Raw genomic sequence first — 15,682 nt, forward strand, 5'->3', positions numbered from 1 at the left:
TCCTTGGGGTCGGCGCCCCGTTCTTGTCATACGAAAATCACGGACCCGCACAAGTCAAAAACTTTGTTTTTGACAGCCTATGCAGCCGAGCCCGAACGGGCAATTGTGCGGCAAACGTACACTGACGCCCATGCAACCCAGTGATCTGACCCTGCTTTTCGCGGTCTTCGTGACCGCCTCCCTGCTGACCAAACTCTGGCTGGACACCCGCCAGGCCCGCTTTGTGGCCCAGCACCGTGCTGCCGTGCCAGGCGCGTTCAGCAAGGACGTGACCCTGCACAGCCACCAACGCGCAGCCGACTACACCCAGGACAAGCTGCGCTTCGGCTTGCTCAACACCGCCATCAGTACGGCTGTGTTGCTGGGCTGGACGCTACTGGGCGGCCTCGATATCCTGAACCACGCCGTGCGCGACGCGGTGTTTCCGCGTTGGGGCGGGCTGGCCTATCAGCTCGCCTTGCTGGGTGCCTTCACCGCCATCGGTGCCGTCATCGAATGGCCCATGGACGCCTGGAACACCTTCCGCATCGAACAACGCCACGGCTTCAACCGCATGACCTGGCGCATGTGGATCGGCGACCAGATCAAGCAAGTGATCGTCGGCATCCTCATCGGTACACCGATTGCCGCGCTGATTTTGTGGCTGATGGGGGCGGCTGGTCAGGCCTGGTGGCTGTGGGCCTGGGCCGCCTGGGTGGCCTTCAGCCTGCTGCTGATGGTGATCTTCCCGATCTTCATCGCGCCGCTGTTCAACAAATTCACGCCTTTGCAGGACGACGGCCTGGCCACCCGCGTGACCGACCTGATGACACGTTGTGGCTTCAAGGCCAAGGGCTTCTTCGTGATGGACGGCAGCCGCCGCTCGGCCCATGCCAATGCCTACTTCACCGGCCTGGGTTCATCCAAGCGCGTGGTGTTCTTCGACACCTTGCTCAACAAACTGTCGCACGGCGAGGTTGAGGCCGTGCTGGCGCACGAGCTGGGCCACTTCAAGCACAAGCATGTGCTCAAGCGCATGATCATGATGTTCGTGATGAGCCTGGCCGGTTTTGCCTTGCTGGGCTGGCTGTCGCGCCAGTTAGGCTTCTACCTGGGCCTGGGTGTGTCGCCGAACCTGGGCGCACCGAATGATGCGCTGGCCCTCTTGCTCTTCATGCTGGCCTTGCCGTCTTTCATGTTCTTTGTGTCTCCCGTGTTCGCCTACTTCTCGCGCCGTGACGAGTACCAGGCTGACGCCTATGCCTGCCAGCAATCCAGCGGCCAGGATCTGGCCATGGCCCTGATCAAGCTGTACAAGGACAACTCGTCCACCCTGACACCTGATCCGATGTACGTGCGCTTCTACTATTCGCACCCGCCCGCCTCCGAGCGACTGGCTGCGATGGCGGCCTCAGCATGAAGCGCCACGGCAAAGGCGCCCCACAAGGACGCCACGGTCGCCCCGGCAAGACAGCCGACACCAGCGGGTGCAGCAAGGGCCTGGTGGTGGCCACGCACGGCCGACACGTCGTGGTGGAAGATGAAGACGGCGAGCGCCTGATCTGCCATCCCCGCGGCAAGAAGAGCGAAGCCGTGGTGGGTGACCGCGTGCTGTGGCAACACACGCTGGACGGCGGCGACGAAGGCGTGATCGTGGCCGTGGAAGAGCGCAAGAGCCTGCTCTACCGCCAGGACGAATGGCGCAGCAAATCGTTTGCGGCCAACCTCGATCAGTTGCTGATGTGGATCGCCGTGGAGCCCGTGTTCAGCGAGTCTCAACTCACGCGCGCCCTGATTGCGGCCGAGTCCGCCGGCATCCCGCCCATCATCGTGCTCAACAAGATCGACTTGCCTGGTGCACCAGCCGCCCGGGAACGCCTCGCGCCCTACCGCGCCATGGGCTACCGCGTCGTCGAACTGTCTTTGAAGCAAGAAACAGAGGCCGCACGCGCGCAGGTCGGCCCCTTGCTGGATGGCAAGGCCACCCTGGTGCTGGGCCCCTCCGGCGCTGGCAAGAGCACCCTGATCAACACCCTGCTGCCCAACGCGCGAGCCGAAACGCAAGAGATCTCGCAAGCGCTCAACTCGGGCAAACACACCACCACCTCCAGCCTCTGGTACTGGCTGGACGACACGCGCACCACCGCCGTGATCGACTCGCCGGGCTTTCAGGAGTTCGGCATGCACCACATCCCGCCCACCGAACTGGCGCGCTGGATGCCTGACATCGCCAAGCACATGAACGACTGCCGCTTCCACAACTGCACGCATCGCCAGGAACCAGGCTGCGCCGTGCAGGCAGCAGTGGAGCGCGGTGAAGTCAGCCCCATTCGTTTGAGCCTGTACACCGCCTTGTACGAGGAACTGAGCCAGCCGCGCTGGTAAGCACCGCCCGCTCGGCACCTTTTACCCGGATCAACCGCCCCTTCCTGAACACCATGAGCGACCACCTCTCGACCCTGCCGGCCACGCTGGATGATTTCAAGCTCGGCTACCTGAGCCTGCACGATCTGGCCCGCACCTGGCGCGATGCTGCCCAGTCGCATGAACCGGCGCTGCCGCAACGCTATGTGGACGTGCTGGAGCGCGTGCTCAACCAGCTGGAAAGTGCCGCGCTGTTCACGGAAGAAAGCTGCTCGTTCAGCCAGGCCGACATGGTGGCCGCGCTGGGTGACTGGTTGACCAAGGCTCGTGCCGTGTAAGGTTGTGCACGAGCTCAATTCCGGCCTATTTGGCCGAAGTCTGTTGCGTCTGACTGGCAACCTTCTTGCGTAACTGAGCCTCGATACGTTCCCTCACCCGCTCATATGGCGGAGGCACGACAGAACGCATATCGGTCACTAGGATGACGTGCCAGCCAAACGGGGACTTCACTGGTGCGGCAGTCATGTCATTGGGTTTGAGTCGCTTCAAAGCTTCACCGAAAGGCGGCACGTAATTGGTCGGGACCGCCCAGCCAAGATCGCCACCTTGCTCGGCTGACCCGGGATCACGTGAAACAGCTCTGGCCACTGTCGCAAACGGCTCCCCGGCTTGCACACGTTTCAAGGCTGCATCAGCCTGGTCTCGCGTTTCAACCAGAATATGGCTGGCCTTGTACTCGGTGCGGTCCAACGTAGCGATCCAGCGCTCGTATTCGGCTCTGATCTGCTCTTCGAGGATGTCGGGGCCTGTTGAATCAGAAGGTAGATCTGTATAGGCCAGACCTCGGTTCACAACAGGCAAGGCCTTCAGCTTGGGATAGCGCGACTGCATTGCAACGGTCGTCGCTTCAAAATTGTCCTTGGCATCCTTGAGGTTCCAGCGAGTACGGACGGTGGTGCCGACCATCGATGTCGTCACAGCGCCATCGAAATCACCAAGGTAATAGCTGTACCCCCCCTTCAGGGTCACATGCTTGAAGAGGTCCGGTGGAGCTGGTTTGCGCGTACGCACGGTGCCGTCACCGTCGGAATACACCACTTCTGTCCACGAGCATGTAGCTGGTCGAATCTTGACGACCATGATCGGGTCTTCACGGTCCATGCGCAGTACATAACGTGACTTGTCATCACACTCGATAGCAAAACCCATGGTCTGATGCCCATCCAGACCCAAGAATGCCTTGGGGGCATCCATATAAAGGCGTCCATACAGGTACGCATCTCTCAATGTCGGTACTTCATTGACATCAGCGCGATGGGCATATCCGGCGCAGCCTCCCAGCAAGAGCGCCAGCGCGAACGGAATCGATCGCGCGAAAACAGTGGATTTCATTTTTGTGAAATGGGGTCCAGCAAACAGGCTGCCATGATGAATGAATGGCAACTCGCTGGCTACCCCGTGATCAAGTAGCAGGCATGCATGCCCTACGATCAAGCCGCGCGATCTTGCAACCCTTGCTGTGTCGCACTCATCGGGCCAAATGCGGAAGCCAGATCCGCCACCACATCGGCCGCCCACATGACAGATCGAATGCGCGCCACCTCGTCACCCGCATACAAAGCCGTGCTGTCACGCATGTGGGGCGGCATGGACGCCTCCATCGCCGCCGCAGAAAACAGGGGCAGATAAGGCCGCTGCCATTGCACCAACGCAGCCTTCATGGGCGTGAAACGCCGCGTCAGACCCGTCAACTTGTAGAGCAGGCTGATCCAGGCGGGCGCCTGGCCTTGGGAGTCACACCAACGCCGCGTGGCCTCGTTATCCAGCACACGATGGGGCGCCGCCCAGTTCATGCCAAACAGATTGGTGAGCACGGTGTGCTCGGCCCTGACCAGCGCCTTCTTGTACAGGTCGTGTGCCTGGCTTTCGTGCGTGGCCACAAAGCGTGTGCCGGTTGAAACGCCCGCGGCACCTTGATGCCGTGCAGTCAGCGCGTCTTCGGCCGTGTACATGCCACCCGCGGCAAACACAGGCACGGGCCCTGCCTGATCGACGATGGGCGCCAGAATCGACTTGAGCAGGCTGGTGCCCCGCACATGCCCACCAGCCTCCCGCCCCTGCACAATCAGCGCATCCACGTCATCCTGAAGCGCCATGCGCGCCTCTTCCACACTGCCAACTTGCTGAAAGGTGTAGATGCCCGCCTGCTTGAGCCGCCGAATCAAGGCCGGATCGCGCCCCCAGAACAAGGTCACCATGGCCACTTGATGGGAGATGATCAGATCCACATGCCGGGGGCGTGTGAAAGGCAGCAGCAGATTGGCATTGAAGGGTTGGCTTTCACACAAACGACGCGTCAAGGCCAGGGCCACACCCCATTCGGACGCGTCCATGATGCCCAGCGTGCCGATGCCACCTGCACGGCTGACTGCGGCAGCCAGTTTGGGCCCTGCAATGCCCGGCATACCCGCCTGCATGACCGGGTAACGAACGCCAACACGTCGCAATGCCGCCAGTTTGTCCGTCATAGCGCCTCCAAAGGCCGCAGCCCAGGTTTACCCACCACCGACATGGGTGGCCTCCCTGTCATCCGAAGCCCCCGTATTTGAACCGAGAATGGCCCGATAACCAAACCGTATTTTTCAGGAACATACATGGCCGCAACTCCCAATCGTCGACAGATTCTTCAGGGCGCCGCGTCCGCTGCACTGGTCTCCAGCGTGGTGAGTGGCATGACCTCCAGAGCACACGCAGCAGAAGTCGAGTTCGACGTGGTGGTGATTGGTTCAGGCGCGGCGGGCATGACAGCAGCACTGGCAGCGGCCAAGCGGGGCCTGCGGGCTGTCGTGATCGAAAAAGCCCCCAAGTTTGGTGGCTCCACCGCCCGCTCTGGCGCCGGCATCTGGATCCGCAACAACGAGGTGCTGCAAAAGGCGGGTGTGCCGGATACCCCTGAAAAGGCGGCCACCTACCTGGACGCGGTGGTGGGCCCCATCGTGCCCGCAGACCGCAAGGCGGCCTACCTGCACTACGGCCCCGAGATGATCTCTTTCATCCTGCGCAATACGCCGATGCGCTTCCGCTGGATGACAGGCTATTCCGATTACTACCCCGAACTGCCCGGCGGCATGCCCAACGGCGCGTCCATCGAGCCCGATCAGTTCAACGGCAAGTTGCTGGGCAAGGAACTGGCCAACCTGAACCCACCCTACCTGGCCACGCCACCCGGCATCGTGATCTTTGGCGGCGAGTACAAGTGGCTCAACCTGGCAGCTGTGTCAGCCAAGGGGGCGGCGGTCGCTGCCAACTGTGTGGCGCGTTACCTTGAAGCCATCCTCAAAGGCGAAACACCGCTGACCATGGGCCAAGCTCTGGCGGCTGGGTTGCGCGCCGGACTGCTCAATGCCAACGTGCCCGTGTGGCTCAACGCCCCCTTGATCGACCTGCAACAGGACGGCAGTGGCCGCGTCACCGGCGCGCTGGTCAACAAGGAAGGCACGCCCACGCTGGTGAAAGCTCGCCTGGGCGTGGTCATGGCCACCGGTGGTTTCGAGCACAACCTGGAAATGCGCCTGGCCTACCAGCAGCACCCCATCACCGCGGACTGGACGGTGGGCACCAAGACCAACACCGGTGACGGCCATCTGGCAGGTCAGCGTGCCGGCGGTGCTTTCGACCTGATGGACGACGCCTGGTGGGGCCCCATCATCCCGCTGCCCGAAGGCCCTTACTTCCTGCTGGCCGAGCGCACCTTGCCCGGCAGCATCATGGTCAACGGCCAAGGCAAGCGCTTCCTCAACGAGGCATCACCCTATACCGACTTCGTGCACACCATGTACCAGCAGGTCACCGAGGGCAAGGACATCACCACGTGGATGGTGGTCGACCAGCGCTTCCGCAACCGCTACCTGTTCAAGGAGACCCTGCCCTTCCTGCCTCTGCCCAAAGCATGGTTCGATTCAGGCGCGGTGGTCAAGGACCTGACGCTGGAAGGCCTGGCCACCAAGATGGGCGTGCCGCCAGCCGCCCTGCGCAACACCGTGCAGCGCTTCAACGGCTTTGCCGAGGCGGGCAAGGATCTGGACTTCCATCGCGGCGACAGTGTGTACGACCACTACTACACCGACCCCGCCGTGCGCCCCAGCTCCAGTCTGGCCGCGCTGCGCTATGCGCCGTTCTACGCCTTCAAGGTCAAGCCCGGCGATCTGGGCACCAAGGGCGGCCTGCGCACCGATGCCCGAGCCCGCGTGCTGCGCACCGACGGCAGCGTGATCCAGGGCCTGTATGCTGCCGGCAACGTGAGTGCATCGGTGATGGGCCGCACCTATCCCGGGGCCGGCTCCACCATCGGCCCGGCCATGACCTTCGGCTACATCGCCGCCAACGACTTGGCCGATAACCAGGCATGAGAACCCAGGCTTGAGGCACCAGGCCTGATCAGAAAAGCCCAGCAGGGTCAATCGCAAGCCGCCACGCTCAGCCAGGCGGCTTGCGCCAACCTCTCGCGTTGCTGTGCCGGCGTGGCCTTGACCCGCCCGGACAGCCACGCGCGACTGTAGTTCTCGGCTGCACCGATGATCAGGGACGGCAGCAGCTCCATCGGCCAGTCCTTGATGCGCCCGGCACGCCCCGGCTCGCCAAACCAGCTCATCACCAGCTTGGCACGTTGTCGATTGCGTTGCTGCAACTCGGACCCATGCGGCCCTTTGGACACCGCCGAGCGCGCCTGGAACATCAAGCGTGCCAGCTCGGGCTGCGCACTGATCCAGTCCACATAGCTGTAGACCAGCGCTGCCACGCCTTCGCGCATTGTCTGCGCCTTGGCCAACTCGGCATCAATCAGATCGCCTTGATCCTGCAAGGCACAGAAGAACAGTGCCGCCACCAGCCCTTCCTTGCTACCGAAGTGGTGGTACAGGTTGCCCACGCTGGCTTCACAACGCGCCAAGATCATCTCGATGGTCGTGGGCTCGATACCGTGTTCATTGAAGCAGGCGAGCGCCCCCGCGAGCATGCGCCGCTTGAGCTGGGCCCTGGCACCTGGGTAGGCACGCTCCAGCACGGCCTTGGGGCCGGCACCGGCAGGGGTTGAATTGGCTTTGTGTGAGGCGGACTGGCTGGGTGCGTCCATGGCGGCTTTCATGAACCTGTATTTGACACCGAATATTATTCCAGAATATTATTCTGCTTGTCATCAACAAGTCCGAGACAGGACACCGAGGAGCCCCCATGAGCCAAGTTCTCAACATGTTCAACAGCGTTGGCGCCGAACAGTTCACCAACATGATCTGCCAGATCGCGCCCTACTTCAGCACCATCCAGCCCAGCATGACCACCCTGCGCCCAGGCTATGCCGAAGCCACCGTGCCGCTGCGCCGCGAGGTCACCAACCACCTGGGCACCATGCACGCCATCGCGCTGTGCAACGCCGCCGAGTTGGTGGCCGGCACCATGACCGATGCGTCCATCCCCGAGGGCTATCGCTGGATCCCCAAGGGCATGAGCGTGGAGTACCTGGCCAAGGTCAAGACCGACATCCGCGCCGTGGCAGATGGCAGCAGCATCGACTGGACGCAAGCGGGTGACCAGGTCGTGCCGGTGGACGTGTTCGATACCGAAGGCAAGAAGGTCTTCGCCGCACGCATCACCATGAACGTGAAGGCCGCCTGACCGTGATCGACATGCTCGCCATGGGCCAGCAGGTATTGGCCTCGCAACCCTTCAGCGTCTTCCTGGGCACGCAACTCATCGCCTTCAACGATGAACAGGTCGAGTTGCACCTGCCCCTGCGGGATGAGTTGAAGCAGCAAAACGGCTTTGCCCATGGCGGCGTGTTGAGCTATCTGGCTGACAACGCGCTGACCTTTGCCGGCGGCGCCAAGCTCGGCCCTGCGGTGCTGACGGCCGAATACAAGATCAACTACCTGCGCCCTGCCGTGGGTCGCCAGTTGATCGCGCGCGCCAGCGTCATCTATGCAGGCAAGACCACGGCCACCTGCCGGTGCGATGTGTTCTGCGTGAACGAGGCTGGCGTCGAGAAGATGTGCGCCACGGCGCAAGGCACGATCGCCAAGGTTGGTTGAAGCCCGGCGACCGGTGAATTGACTCAGCCGATGAGGTTGGCCAGTGACAGCAAGGCCAGCAGCAGCATCCACAACACGACCGAGCGCCAGATCAGGCCCACCACGCTGCGCAGATGGGCCATCTGGGGCAAGGCACCGGTGGTGCTGCCTTGCGCCTCGATCACGTCGGGCGCATCGCCTTGCGTCAAGGTGCGGCTGACGTCCTTGCCATCGTCGGATGAAGGTGCAACCTGGCCACCTAGTCGCACACCCAGGGCACCCGAAGCCGCCGACAGGATCGTGCCTTCATTGGGGCGCACCCACAGCACCGCGTGACGGCGCCAGGCATCCACCGCATCCTCGAAGTTGCCGACCACGGCAAAGCCGAATGCCGTCAGCCGGGCTGGGACATGGTCCACCAGCGAGAACAGGGTCTGCGACAGGCCCATCAGGCGATCATGGGTCGACACGCCTGTGACCTGGCTGCGGTACGACCAATAACGGCTGGCAAACTCGGCCATGCGGTACAGCACGGCACCCGCAGGCCCCAGCCCCAGTGACGAAAGCGCCACAAACCAGAAGAACACGCCAAACACATGGCGGTGCGCGGCCAGCAACGAGTACTCCAGCACATGGCGCAGGATCTCGGTGCGCGGCAACTCGCTGGCATCCAGGTTCTGCCAATGGGCCAGTAACTCGCGGGCGCGGTCTTCACGGCCAGCTTCCAGCGCATCGCGGATGCCTGTGAAATGGTGGCTGAACTGCCTGAACCCCAGGGTCAGGTACAGGATAGCGACATCCATGCCCAAAGCCATCACCGTGCTGTAGCGATTGGTGAGCACATAGAGGCCGGCGATCATCGCCGCTGGCGCCACCACCGTGACCGCCCAGACGATGCGGGCGTGCATGTCTTCACCTGCATCAAAATTGCGCCCGACCCAACGCACCCAGCCAGTCAGACCATGATGGATGGGATTGAGGTTCGACAGAGGCTTGAGCTGCTCCGCCAGCAAGGCGAAGAGCACGGCAAAAAAGCTCATGGACAGATCATAGCCCCCGCCCTGCCCTGCAAAGGCCGGTAAAGGTGGCCAAGTTTCAGGCAGACAGGAAGCGGTATAAATTTCGCAACATCGCGGCGGTGGCACCCCAGATGAAGTACTCCTTGTCGTTGGCGTGCGACGTCCAGGGCATGGAGAAGAACTCCAGGCGCGTGCCGGACACATCGAAGGCGCGTCGCTCGTGATAGCGAGGGTCCATCAGGAAGTGCAAGGGCACCTCGAAGATCTCGTCCACCTCGCTCGGATCGGCTTGCAAGATCAGGCGATCGCCCTCGCTGGCTTGCGGCACGATCAAACCCACCACGGGGGTGACCACGAAGCCCGTGCCCGTGGTGTAGGTGGGCAAGGTGCCCAGCACATCCACGCGCCCCGGGTCGAGCCCCACTTCTTCCTGCGCCTCGCGCAAGGCAGTGGAAACGGCATCCGGATCGGTGGGCTCGCTGCGACCACCGGGAAAACTGATCTGCCCGGCGTGTTTCTTGAGATGCGAGGTGCGCTGCGTCAGCAATACGCTGGGCTCATCGCGCATGACCAAGGGCACCAGCACGGAGGCGGCCACCGGGTTCGGCGATCGGTACCACTTCTCCACTTCGACATCGGGTTGCCAGATGGGCGGCTGCTGAAAGCGCTGTGCCAGCGAGGCCCGCGTGAAACGTTGCGGATCAACGGCCGGCAGGTGGGCGTCGTGGCCCAGGAGCTCGGCCACACGGGGATCGATCGTGAATGCCATGGCGACACCATAACAAAAGCCGCCGGAGCTTGCGCAACGGGCGGCTTTGGGTTGAGCGTCCTGAGGGGACGTCTGTGCTGAGAGAGGCTTTGGCAGCAGGCCAGCTTTTGACTCGCCTGTGGCTCGTCGAAACCTCGCTTGTACTGCTTCGCAGTACACCGTGGCTTGCCGCCACGGCTGAGCTACGCTCAGGCGAGCTTTTCTTTGATACGTGCCGACTTGCCGGAACGCTGACGCAGGTAGTACAGCTTGGCGCGACGCACATCACCGCGACGCTTGACTTCGATGCCAGCGATCAGGGGGCTGTACAGCTGGAACGTACGTTCCACGCCTTCGCCGCTCGAGATCTTGCGCACGATGAAGCTGGAGTTCAGGCCGCGGTTACGCTTGGCGATCACCACACCTTCGTAGGCCTGGACGCGCTTGCGGGTACCTTCCACCACGTTGACGGACACGATCACGGTGTCGCCAGGGGCGAAAGAAGGAATGGTCTTGTTCAGACGAGCAATTTCTTCTTGCTCGAGCTGTTGAATGATGTTGGACATCAAAGGCTCCTAAATGATCTTGCCCGCGCCAGAAAAATTGATCGCCGTGCGCACTGAACTAAACCAGCTTGCTCGGCACCCCAAAAGGGGCATAGGCCGGGTAGAGGATCGGAAAACCGCAGATTATAGCGCGAGTTGGGACAAAAAGTGTTCGTCTTGTTTGGACAATTCACCTCGCGCCCTGGCCGCCTCGATCAATTCGGGGCGACGACGCGCCGTGATGGCCAGTTGCTGCTCCCGGCGCCAGCGGGCAATGTGGGCGTGATGGCCCGACATCAGCACAGGCGGCACGGCCGCTTCCACGCTGGCCAGATCACCCTGCTCGGGCAGGCTCAGCACCTCGGGGCGGCTGTAGTGCGGGCAGTCCAGCAAGCCGTCGGAAAAACTATCCTGCTCGTGGGAAGCCGCATCGTGCAACACACCGGGTTGCAGACGGGTAACCGCATCGATCAAAGTCAGCGCCGGCAGCTCGCCACCGGAGAGGACGTAATCGCCCATGGAAATTTCCTCATCCACGTGGGCATCGATGAAGCGCTGGTCGATGCCTTCGTAGCGGCCGCACAGCAGCACCGCCCCCGCCCCCTGGGCCAGTTGCTGCACGCGCTGTTGCGTCAAGGGCTTGCCGGCCGGGCTGAACAGCACCACCGGCAGGCGTTCGCCACCAGCAGCCTGTTGATCAGACCGAATCGCCGACAAACAGCGCACCAGCGGCTCCACCAGCATCACCATGCCGGGGCCACCACCAAAGGGACGGTCGTCCACCCGGCGGTAAACGCCCTCGGCGTGATCGCGCAGCGGCCACAGGCGCACGTCAACCAGGCCGGTTTCGAACGCGCGGCGCGTCACACCCACGTTCTGAAACGGGGCGAACAACTCGGGAAACAGGGTGATGACGTCGAAGCGAACGGCCATCTCGGCCCTCCGTTCAAGGTAGGTGGAGAATCAGTAGTCCAGGCCCCAATCGGCCACGATGCGCCGATCAGCCAGGCTGACACTGACAATGAAGGCCGACACGAAGGGGATCAGGCGCTCGACGGGCTTGCCATCTTCGCCGGCTTCGCCTTCGCAGCGCAGCACGCTGTTGGGGCCGGTGTCGAGCAGATCGACCACCTTGCCCAGGGCTTCGCCCTCTTTGTTGACCACGTCCAGGCCGATCAGGTCGACCCAGTAGAACTCGTCTTCGTCGGGCGTCGGGAAGGCCGAGCGCGACACGTAAACCCGGGCACCCTTGAGCGCCTCGGCGGCATTGCGGTCATCCAGCCCTTCGGCTGTGGCCACCACCACGTCGCCCTGATCACGCGCCTGCTTGACCTGCAGGAAACGCGGCTTGGCCAGGCGCGCCACACCCTTGGGGGCGGCAGCAGGCTTGGCAGCCGGCGCGGCAGCATTGGCTGCACTTTTGGCGGCGGACGGACGCGGCAAAGCACCCGAAGGCGTATCGCCCGGGCGCAAAAACCATTTCTTGGTACAAAAGAGCGCCTGAGGATCGGAGGAGAAAGGCTGGACCTTGATCCCGCCCTTCACACCCCAGGCGTCAACGATGCGCCCGACCTCTACCGCGTCTGCAGGCCAGACGACACCGTCGTCCAGAACAGGGGCGTAGGTCTCGGCGCGATCGTTCATGCAGTCGTCAAGCTCAGGCAGCAGGGGCGGCCTTGGCCTTGGCGTCGCGAACCAGACGGGTCACGGCTTCGGAAGGCTGAGCACCGTTGCTGACCCAGTGGTTCAGACGGTCCAGCGACAGGCGCAGGGTTTCGGCATTGCCGGAAGCCAGGGGGTTGTAGAAACCCACGCGCTCCAGGAAACGGCCGTCACGGCGGTTCTTTTGCTCAGCCACAACGATGTTGTAGAAAGGGCGCTTCTTGGAGCCACCGCGAGAGAGTCGAATCACGACCATGATGTGTCCTTCAATTGGTTGGGCGGCTGCCTTTCCCGGGAGACACTCGGGGGCCGGCGGCCATTGGTCGGTCAGACGCAAAAAAAGACTGTCCGACCAGGTAAATGTTTTTTCGTGAACCGTTTAGATACGCGCCAGATGCGCCCTAGGCTGCCAGTCAAAACCGCCGCCTGGGTAACACCCAACTCGAGCCACGAAACCGCGCATTATAGTCTGGTTCAACGCCACTGTGTGAAAACCTATCCATGACATCCACCACCACTGGCTACAAGTCCAAAACCCTGGCCACCTGGGTAGCCCTGCTGACAGGCCCGGTCGGCGGGCACCGCTTCTACCTCTACGGCCTGGGCGACCTCTGGGGCTGGCTGCACGCTGTGCCAACGTTGGTGGGCGCCTGGGGTCTCAACCGGGTCTTCGAGTTCGGGCAGGACGACCAACTTTCGTGGCTGCTGATCCCCGTGCTGGGCTTCATGGTGGCCTACACGATGCTGCAAGCCATCCTCTACGGCCTGACGCCCGACGAGAAATGGCATGCGCGCTTCAATCCGCAACTGGCTACATCCACCGGGTCTGCGCCAGCCAGTGGCTGGTTTGCCGTGATCGGCGCGGCCCTGGCGTTGATGCTGGGCGCCACGGTGCTGATGTCCACGATCGCGTTTTCCGGCCAACGCTATTTCGAATACCAGATCGAAGAGGCGCGCAAGATCAGCCAATGAAGCCAGCCAACCCCGCGCCTTTCGCCTGATGAAAGCCGAGACTCAGGCGCGGAACATGAAATACGCTGCCCCGACCAGGCACAGCGCCGCCCAGATGTAGTCCAGCTTGAAGGGTTGCCCCAGGTAGAACACGGCAAAAGGCACGAACACGCTCAGGGAGATCACCTCCTGCATCACCTTGAGCTGGCCCACCGTCATCTGCTGGGCGCCAATCCGGTTGGCCGGCACCTGCAGCAGGTATTCGAACAGGGCAATGCCCCAACTCACGATCGCCGCGAAGAACCAGGGCTTGCTGGCCATGTTCTTGAGGTGCCCATACCAGGCAAAGGTCATGAACACATTGGACATGACCAGCAGCAGCGCGGACTGCAGCGGCACCGGAATGGACTGGATGAAGCTGTTCATGCCCCGCAGTCTATGCAAATTGACCCACAGGCCGCTCGGGTACGGGATAATCGCGGTTTTCCCGAACACACAGCTCTTTGCCCGCCCATGACCACGCCCACCAGCTCCAACAACGGCACGAACGCACCCCTCACCTACGACCAGGCCGGTGTCAACTATGACCTGATCGACCCGTTGAAGGTCGCGGCGCAACGTGCCGCCGCTGAAACCGGCGCCAACCTGGCCAGCCATGGTTTCTCGGAAGTGCTGGCTTCGCGTGGCGAATCCGCCTACGTGGTGGACGTGGGCCCGATGTACCTGGCCTCCATCGTGGAATGCCTGGGCACCAAGACGCTCGTGGCCGATGAAATGGCCACGCTGACCGGCAAGAGCTACTACGACAGCATCGCGCAAGACACCATCGCCATGGCCGTCAACGACCTGATCACCGTAGGCGCCACGCCCCTGGTTGTGCAGGCCTACTGGGCCGCAGGTGGCTCCGACTGGTTCGGCGACAAGATCCGCGCCAACGCCCTGGTGGCCGGCTGGAAAAAGGCCTGCGAGGTCTGCAATGTGGCCTGGGGTGGCGGCGAAACGCCCGCCCTGGCCGGCATCGTGGCCGATGGCCGCGTGGACCTGGCTGCCTCGTGCACCGGCATCATCAGCCCCAAGACCCGCCTGTCCGTGGGCGACAACATGGAAGCCGGTGATGCCATCGTGCTGCTGGCATCGAGCGGCATCCACGCCAATGGCCTGTCGCTGGCACGCAAGCTGGCCGAGCGCCTGCCCAAGGGCTACCTGACCGATATCGGCAATGGCCAGACTTATGGCGAAGCCCTGCTGGCCCCGACCACGCTGTACTCGCCCGTGACCGAAGCCCTGGCGGCCGCCGGCATCAACCCGCATTACTGCGCCAATGTGACCGGCCACGGCTGGCGCAAGCTGCTGCGTCACCCCAAGGCCCTGACCTACCGCATCACTGCCCTGCCCGACAAAACGCCTGTGCTGGCCTTCATGCAGAAGGAGTGCGGCCTGGATGACCACGAGGCCTACGGCACGCTGAACATGGGTGCCGGCTTTGCCCTGTACGTGGCCGCCGGCGACGCGCAGCGCGTGGTCGAGATCGCACAAGGTCTGGGCATTCCCGCCCTGGTTGCCGGCCGTGTGGAAGCCGGCCCCAAGCAGGTCGTGATCGAGCCCTTGAACGTGGTCTACGGCGCCGACGAACTGCAACTGCGCTGAGCCTGACGCAACGCAACCAGGCCAGGAGCCGGCATGGGCCAGATGATCACCTTCCAGCGCCCCGACGGCGGCCAGACACGAGGGTATCTGGCCGACGCTGGCCCGAACCGCCCCAGCGTGATCCTCATCCAGGAGTGGTGGGGCCTCAATGACCACATCCGCTCTCTGGTGGATCGCATGGCCGCCGACGGGATCACGGCCCTGGCACCAGATTTGTACCGAGGCCGCCTGGCCAGCACCGCAGACGAAGCCAGCCACATGATGAGCGGCCTGGACTTTGCCGACGCCACCCACCAGGACTTGCGTGGTGCCGCGCAGTACTTGGCGCAGCGCGGCAGCAATGTCGGCGTGATGGGCTTCTGCATGGGCGGCGCGCTCACCGTGGCCAGTGCGGTACATGTGCCGGGCCTGTCGGCTGCGGTGTGCTTCTACGGCATCCCGCCCGCTCGATTTGCCGATCCGGCGCAGATCCGCATCCCGCTTCAGGGGCACTTTGCCAGTGAAGATGACTGGTGCACGCCGGCTGCAGTCGACAAGCTGGAGGCTGCCATGACAGAAGCCGGCCAGCACCCTGACCTCCACCGCTACAAGGCCCAACACGCCTTCGTCAATCAGACTCGCCCCGAGGTCTATGACGCAGTTCGCGCCCAGCAAGCCTGGGATCGCTCCGTCACGTTTCTGAAGCAGCACTTGCTGACCTGAAGC

At 62.9% G+C, this 15,682-nt stretch carries 19 protein-coding genes; 9 read left to right on the forward strand and 10 right to left on the reverse strand.

The genetic code is table 11. The annotated features are described in order from the left end of the window. The first annotated feature begins 130 nt into the window (after positions 1-130). The 3 genes from HY836_RS15630 to HY836_RS15640 are packed head-to-tail and all read left to right on the forward strand — an operon-like array spanning position 131 to position 2,681. Positions 131-1,399 carry a M48 family metallopeptidase gene (locus HY836_RS15630; protein ID WP_290677759.1) on the forward strand — a complete coding sequence of 423 codons (1,269 nt, stop codon included), beginning with the start codon at positions 131-133 and terminating at the stop codon, positions 1,397-1,399. Beyond that, positions 1,396-2,364, forward strand: coding sequence for a ribosome small subunit-dependent GTPase A (gene rsgA / locus HY836_RS15635; protein ID WP_290677761.1), 969 nt, complete (start codon positions 1,396-1,398; stop codon positions 2,362-2,364). Before HY836_RS15630 ends, rsgA begins: the two co-directional genes overlap by 4 nt. Positions 2,365-2,417: 53 nt before the next feature. Then, a complete protein-coding gene (locus HY836_RS15640) occupies positions 2,418-2,681 on the forward strand; it encodes a hypothetical protein (protein ID WP_290677764.1) in 264 nt (87 codons plus the stop codon). Between the two features lie 25 nt (positions 2,682-2,706). Here the strand turns inward: HY836_RS15640 and HY836_RS15645 are convergent, their stop codons facing one another. Both HY836_RS15645 and HY836_RS15650 read right to left on the reverse strand, forming a co-directional pair. After that, complete coding sequence (locus tag HY836_RS15645; RefSeq protein ID WP_290677767.1) at positions 2,707-3,735, reverse strand: peptidylprolyl isomerase; 1,029 nt, start codon at positions 3,733-3,735, stop codon at positions 2,707-2,709. A 98-nt stretch (positions 3,736-3,833) separates the two neighbouring features. Further along, complete coding sequence (locus HY836_RS15650) at positions 3,834-4,871, reverse strand: nitronate monooxygenase (protein WP_290677770.1); 1,038 nt, start codon at positions 4,869-4,871, stop codon at positions 3,834-3,836. A 126-nt stretch (positions 4,872-4,997) separates the two neighbouring features. On the opposite strand from HY836_RS15650, the gene kstD reads away from it, so the two are divergent. Beyond that, positions 4,998-6,752, forward strand: coding sequence for a 3-oxosteroid 1-dehydrogenase (gene kstD, locus HY836_RS15655; RefSeq protein WP_290677773.1), 1,755 nt, complete (start codon positions 4,998-5,000; stop codon positions 6,750-6,752). Between the two features lie 47 nt (positions 6,753-6,799). Here the strand turns inward: kstD and HY836_RS15660 are convergent, their stop codons facing one another. Beyond that, the gene (locus tag HY836_RS15660) at positions 6,800-7,486 is read right to left on the reverse strand and encodes a TetR/AcrR family transcriptional regulator (RefSeq protein WP_290677776.1); all 687 of its coding nucleotides are present in this window, start codon (positions 7,484-7,486) and stop codon (positions 6,800-6,802) included. 86 nt (positions 7,487-7,572) lie between these two features. Between HY836_RS15660 and HY836_RS15665 the strand changes: the two genes are divergently transcribed. Both HY836_RS15665 and HY836_RS15670 read left to right on the forward strand, forming a co-directional pair. Continuing rightward, entirely contained in the window at positions 7,573-8,013 is a 441-nt protein-coding gene (locus HY836_RS15665; RefSeq protein WP_290644011.1) for a hotdog fold domain-containing protein, read from the forward strand. Between the two features lie 11 nt (positions 8,014-8,024). Further along, positions 8,025-8,426 carry a PaaI family thioesterase gene (locus HY836_RS15670; RefSeq protein WP_290677898.1) on the forward strand — a complete coding sequence of 134 codons (402 nt, stop codon included), beginning with the start codon at positions 8,025-8,027 and terminating at the stop codon, positions 8,424-8,426. A 23-nt stretch (positions 8,427-8,449) separates the two neighbouring features. Here HY836_RS15670 and HY836_RS15675 read toward each other — a convergent pair whose 3' ends face one another. The 6 genes from HY836_RS15675 to rpsP all read right to left on the reverse strand — a co-directional run bounded on the left by HY836_RS15675 (position 8,450) and on the right by rpsP (position 12,635). Continuing rightward, positions 8,450-9,445: a CobD/CbiB family protein gene (locus HY836_RS15675; RefSeq protein ID WP_290677779.1), complete on the reverse strand. Its 996-nt coding sequence runs from the start codon at positions 9,443-9,445 to the stop codon at positions 8,450-8,452. Between the two features lie 55 nt (positions 9,446-9,500). After that, complete coding sequence (locus HY836_RS15680) at positions 9,501-10,193, reverse strand: CoA pyrophosphatase (RefSeq protein WP_290677782.1); 693 nt, start codon at positions 10,191-10,193, stop codon at positions 9,501-9,503. Between the two features lie 188 nt (positions 10,194-10,381). Next, on the reverse strand, positions 10,382-10,738 hold the full coding sequence (gene rplS, locus HY836_RS15685) for a 50S ribosomal protein L19 (protein ID WP_035043354.1): 357 nt from the start codon (positions 10,736-10,738) through the stop codon (positions 10,382-10,384). A 123-nt stretch (positions 10,739-10,861) separates the two neighbouring features. Further along, positions 10,862-11,650, reverse strand: a complete 789-nt coding sequence (gene trmD, locus HY836_RS15690) for a tRNA (guanosine(37)-N1)-methyltransferase TrmD (protein WP_290677790.1) — start codon at positions 11,648-11,650, stop codon at positions 10,862-10,864. A 30-nt stretch (positions 11,651-11,680) separates the two neighbouring features. Continuing rightward, positions 11,681-12,361: a ribosome maturation factor RimM gene (gene rimM, locus HY836_RS15695; protein WP_290677793.1), complete on the reverse strand. Its 681-nt coding sequence runs from the start codon at positions 12,359-12,361 to the stop codon at positions 11,681-11,683. 13 nt (positions 12,362-12,374) lie between these two features. After that, on the reverse strand, positions 12,375-12,635 hold the full coding sequence (gene rpsP, locus HY836_RS15700) for a 30S ribosomal protein S16 (protein WP_290677796.1): 261 nt from the start codon (positions 12,633-12,635) through the stop codon (positions 12,375-12,377). A 245-nt stretch (positions 12,636-12,880) separates the two neighbouring features. Between rpsP and HY836_RS15705 the strand changes: the two genes are divergently transcribed. Then, entirely contained in the window at positions 12,881-13,351 is a 471-nt protein-coding gene (locus tag HY836_RS15705; protein WP_290677799.1) for a hypothetical protein, read from the forward strand. A 42-nt stretch (positions 13,352-13,393) separates the two neighbouring features. Here the strand turns inward: HY836_RS15705 and HY836_RS15710 are convergent, their stop codons facing one another. After that, positions 13,394-13,756, reverse strand: coding sequence for a DMT family protein (locus tag HY836_RS15710; RefSeq protein ID WP_290677802.1), 363 nt, complete (start codon positions 13,754-13,756; stop codon positions 13,394-13,396). Positions 13,757-13,843: 87 nt separating this feature from the next. Between HY836_RS15710 and HY836_RS15715 the strand changes: the two genes are divergently transcribed. Beyond that, entirely contained in the window at positions 13,844-14,977 is a 1,134-nt protein-coding gene (locus HY836_RS15715) for an AIR synthase-related protein (protein WP_290677804.1), read from the forward strand. 42 nt (positions 14,978-15,019) lie between these two features. Continuing rightward, positions 15,020-15,679, forward strand: coding sequence for a dienelactone hydrolase family protein (locus tag HY836_RS15720; protein WP_290677900.1), 660 nt, complete (start codon positions 15,020-15,022; stop codon positions 15,677-15,679). The last annotated feature ends 3 nt before the right edge of the window (positions 15,680-15,682 follow it).

It is taken from the genome of Aquabacterium sp. (assembly GCF_016234775.1).
Taxonomy (GTDB): Bacteria; Pseudomonadota; Gammaproteobacteria; order Burkholderiales; family Burkholderiaceae_C; genus Aquabacterium.

What these genes read in the sequence shown, in the direction of transcription:
- HY836_RS15630 (WP_290677759.1), top strand. Translation starts at nt 131, where the DNA reads ATGCAACCCAGTGATCTGACCCTGCTTTTCGCGGTCTTCGTGACCGCC.
- rsgA (WP_290677761.1), top strand. Translation starts at nt 1,396, where the DNA reads ATGAAGCGCCACGGCAAAGGCGCCCCACAAGGACGCCACGGTCGCCCC.
- HY836_RS15640 (WP_290677764.1), top strand. Translation starts at nt 2,418, where the DNA reads ATGAGCGACCACCTCTCGACCCTGCCGGCCACGCTGGATGATTTCAAG.
- HY836_RS15645 (WP_290677767.1), bottom strand. Translation starts at nt 3,735, where the DNA reads ATGAAATCCACTGTTTTCGCGCGATCGATTCCGTTCGCGCTGGCGCTC.
- HY836_RS15650 (WP_290677770.1), bottom strand. Translation starts at nt 4,871, where the DNA reads ATGACGGACAAACTGGCGGCATTGCGACGTGTTGGCGTTCGTTACCCG.
- kstD (WP_290677773.1), top strand. Translation starts at nt 4,998, where the DNA reads ATGGCCGCAACTCCCAATCGTCGACAGATTCTTCAGGGCGCCGCGTCC.
- HY836_RS15660 (WP_290677776.1), bottom strand. Translation starts at nt 7,486, where the DNA reads ATGAAAGCCGCCATGGACGCACCCAGCCAGTCCGCCTCACACAAAGCC.
- HY836_RS15665 (WP_290644011.1), top strand. Translation starts at nt 7,573, where the DNA reads ATGAGCCAAGTTCTCAACATGTTCAACAGCGTTGGCGCCGAACAGTTC.
- HY836_RS15670 (WP_290677898.1), top strand. Translation starts at nt 8,025, where the DNA reads ATGCTCGCCATGGGCCAGCAGGTATTGGCCTCGCAACCCTTCAGCGTC.
- HY836_RS15675 (WP_290677779.1), bottom strand. Translation starts at nt 9,445, where the DNA reads ATGAGCTTTTTTGCCGTGCTCTTCGCCTTGCTGGCGGAGCAGCTCAAG.
- HY836_RS15680 (WP_290677782.1), bottom strand. Translation starts at nt 10,193, where the DNA reads ATGGCATTCACGATCGATCCCCGTGTGGCCGAGCTCCTGGGCCACGAC.
- rplS (WP_035043354.1), bottom strand. Translation starts at nt 10,738, where the DNA reads ATGTCCAACATCATTCAACAGCTCGAGCAAGAAGAAATTGCTCGTCTG.
- trmD (WP_290677790.1), bottom strand. Translation starts at nt 11,650, where the DNA reads ATGGCCGTTCGCTTCGACGTCATCACCCTGTTTCCCGAGTTGTTCGCC.
- rimM (WP_290677793.1), bottom strand. Translation starts at nt 12,361, where the DNA reads ATGAACGATCGCGCCGAGACCTACGCCCCTGTTCTGGACGACGGTGTC.
- rpsP (WP_290677796.1), bottom strand. Translation starts at nt 12,635, where the DNA reads ATGGTCGTGATTCGACTCTCTCGCGGTGGCTCCAAGAAGCGCCCTTTC.
- HY836_RS15705 (WP_290677799.1), top strand. Translation starts at nt 12,881, where the DNA reads ATGACATCCACCACCACTGGCTACAAGTCCAAAACCCTGGCCACCTGG.
- HY836_RS15710 (WP_290677802.1), bottom strand. Translation starts at nt 13,756, where the DNA reads ATGAACAGCTTCATCCAGTCCATTCCGGTGCCGCTGCAGTCCGCGCTG.
- HY836_RS15715 (WP_290677804.1), top strand. Translation starts at nt 13,844, where the DNA reads ATGACCACGCCCACCAGCTCCAACAACGGCACGAACGCACCCCTCACC.
- HY836_RS15720 (WP_290677900.1), top strand. Translation starts at nt 15,020, where the DNA reads ATGATCACCTTCCAGCGCCCCGACGGCGGCCAGACACGAGGGTATCTG.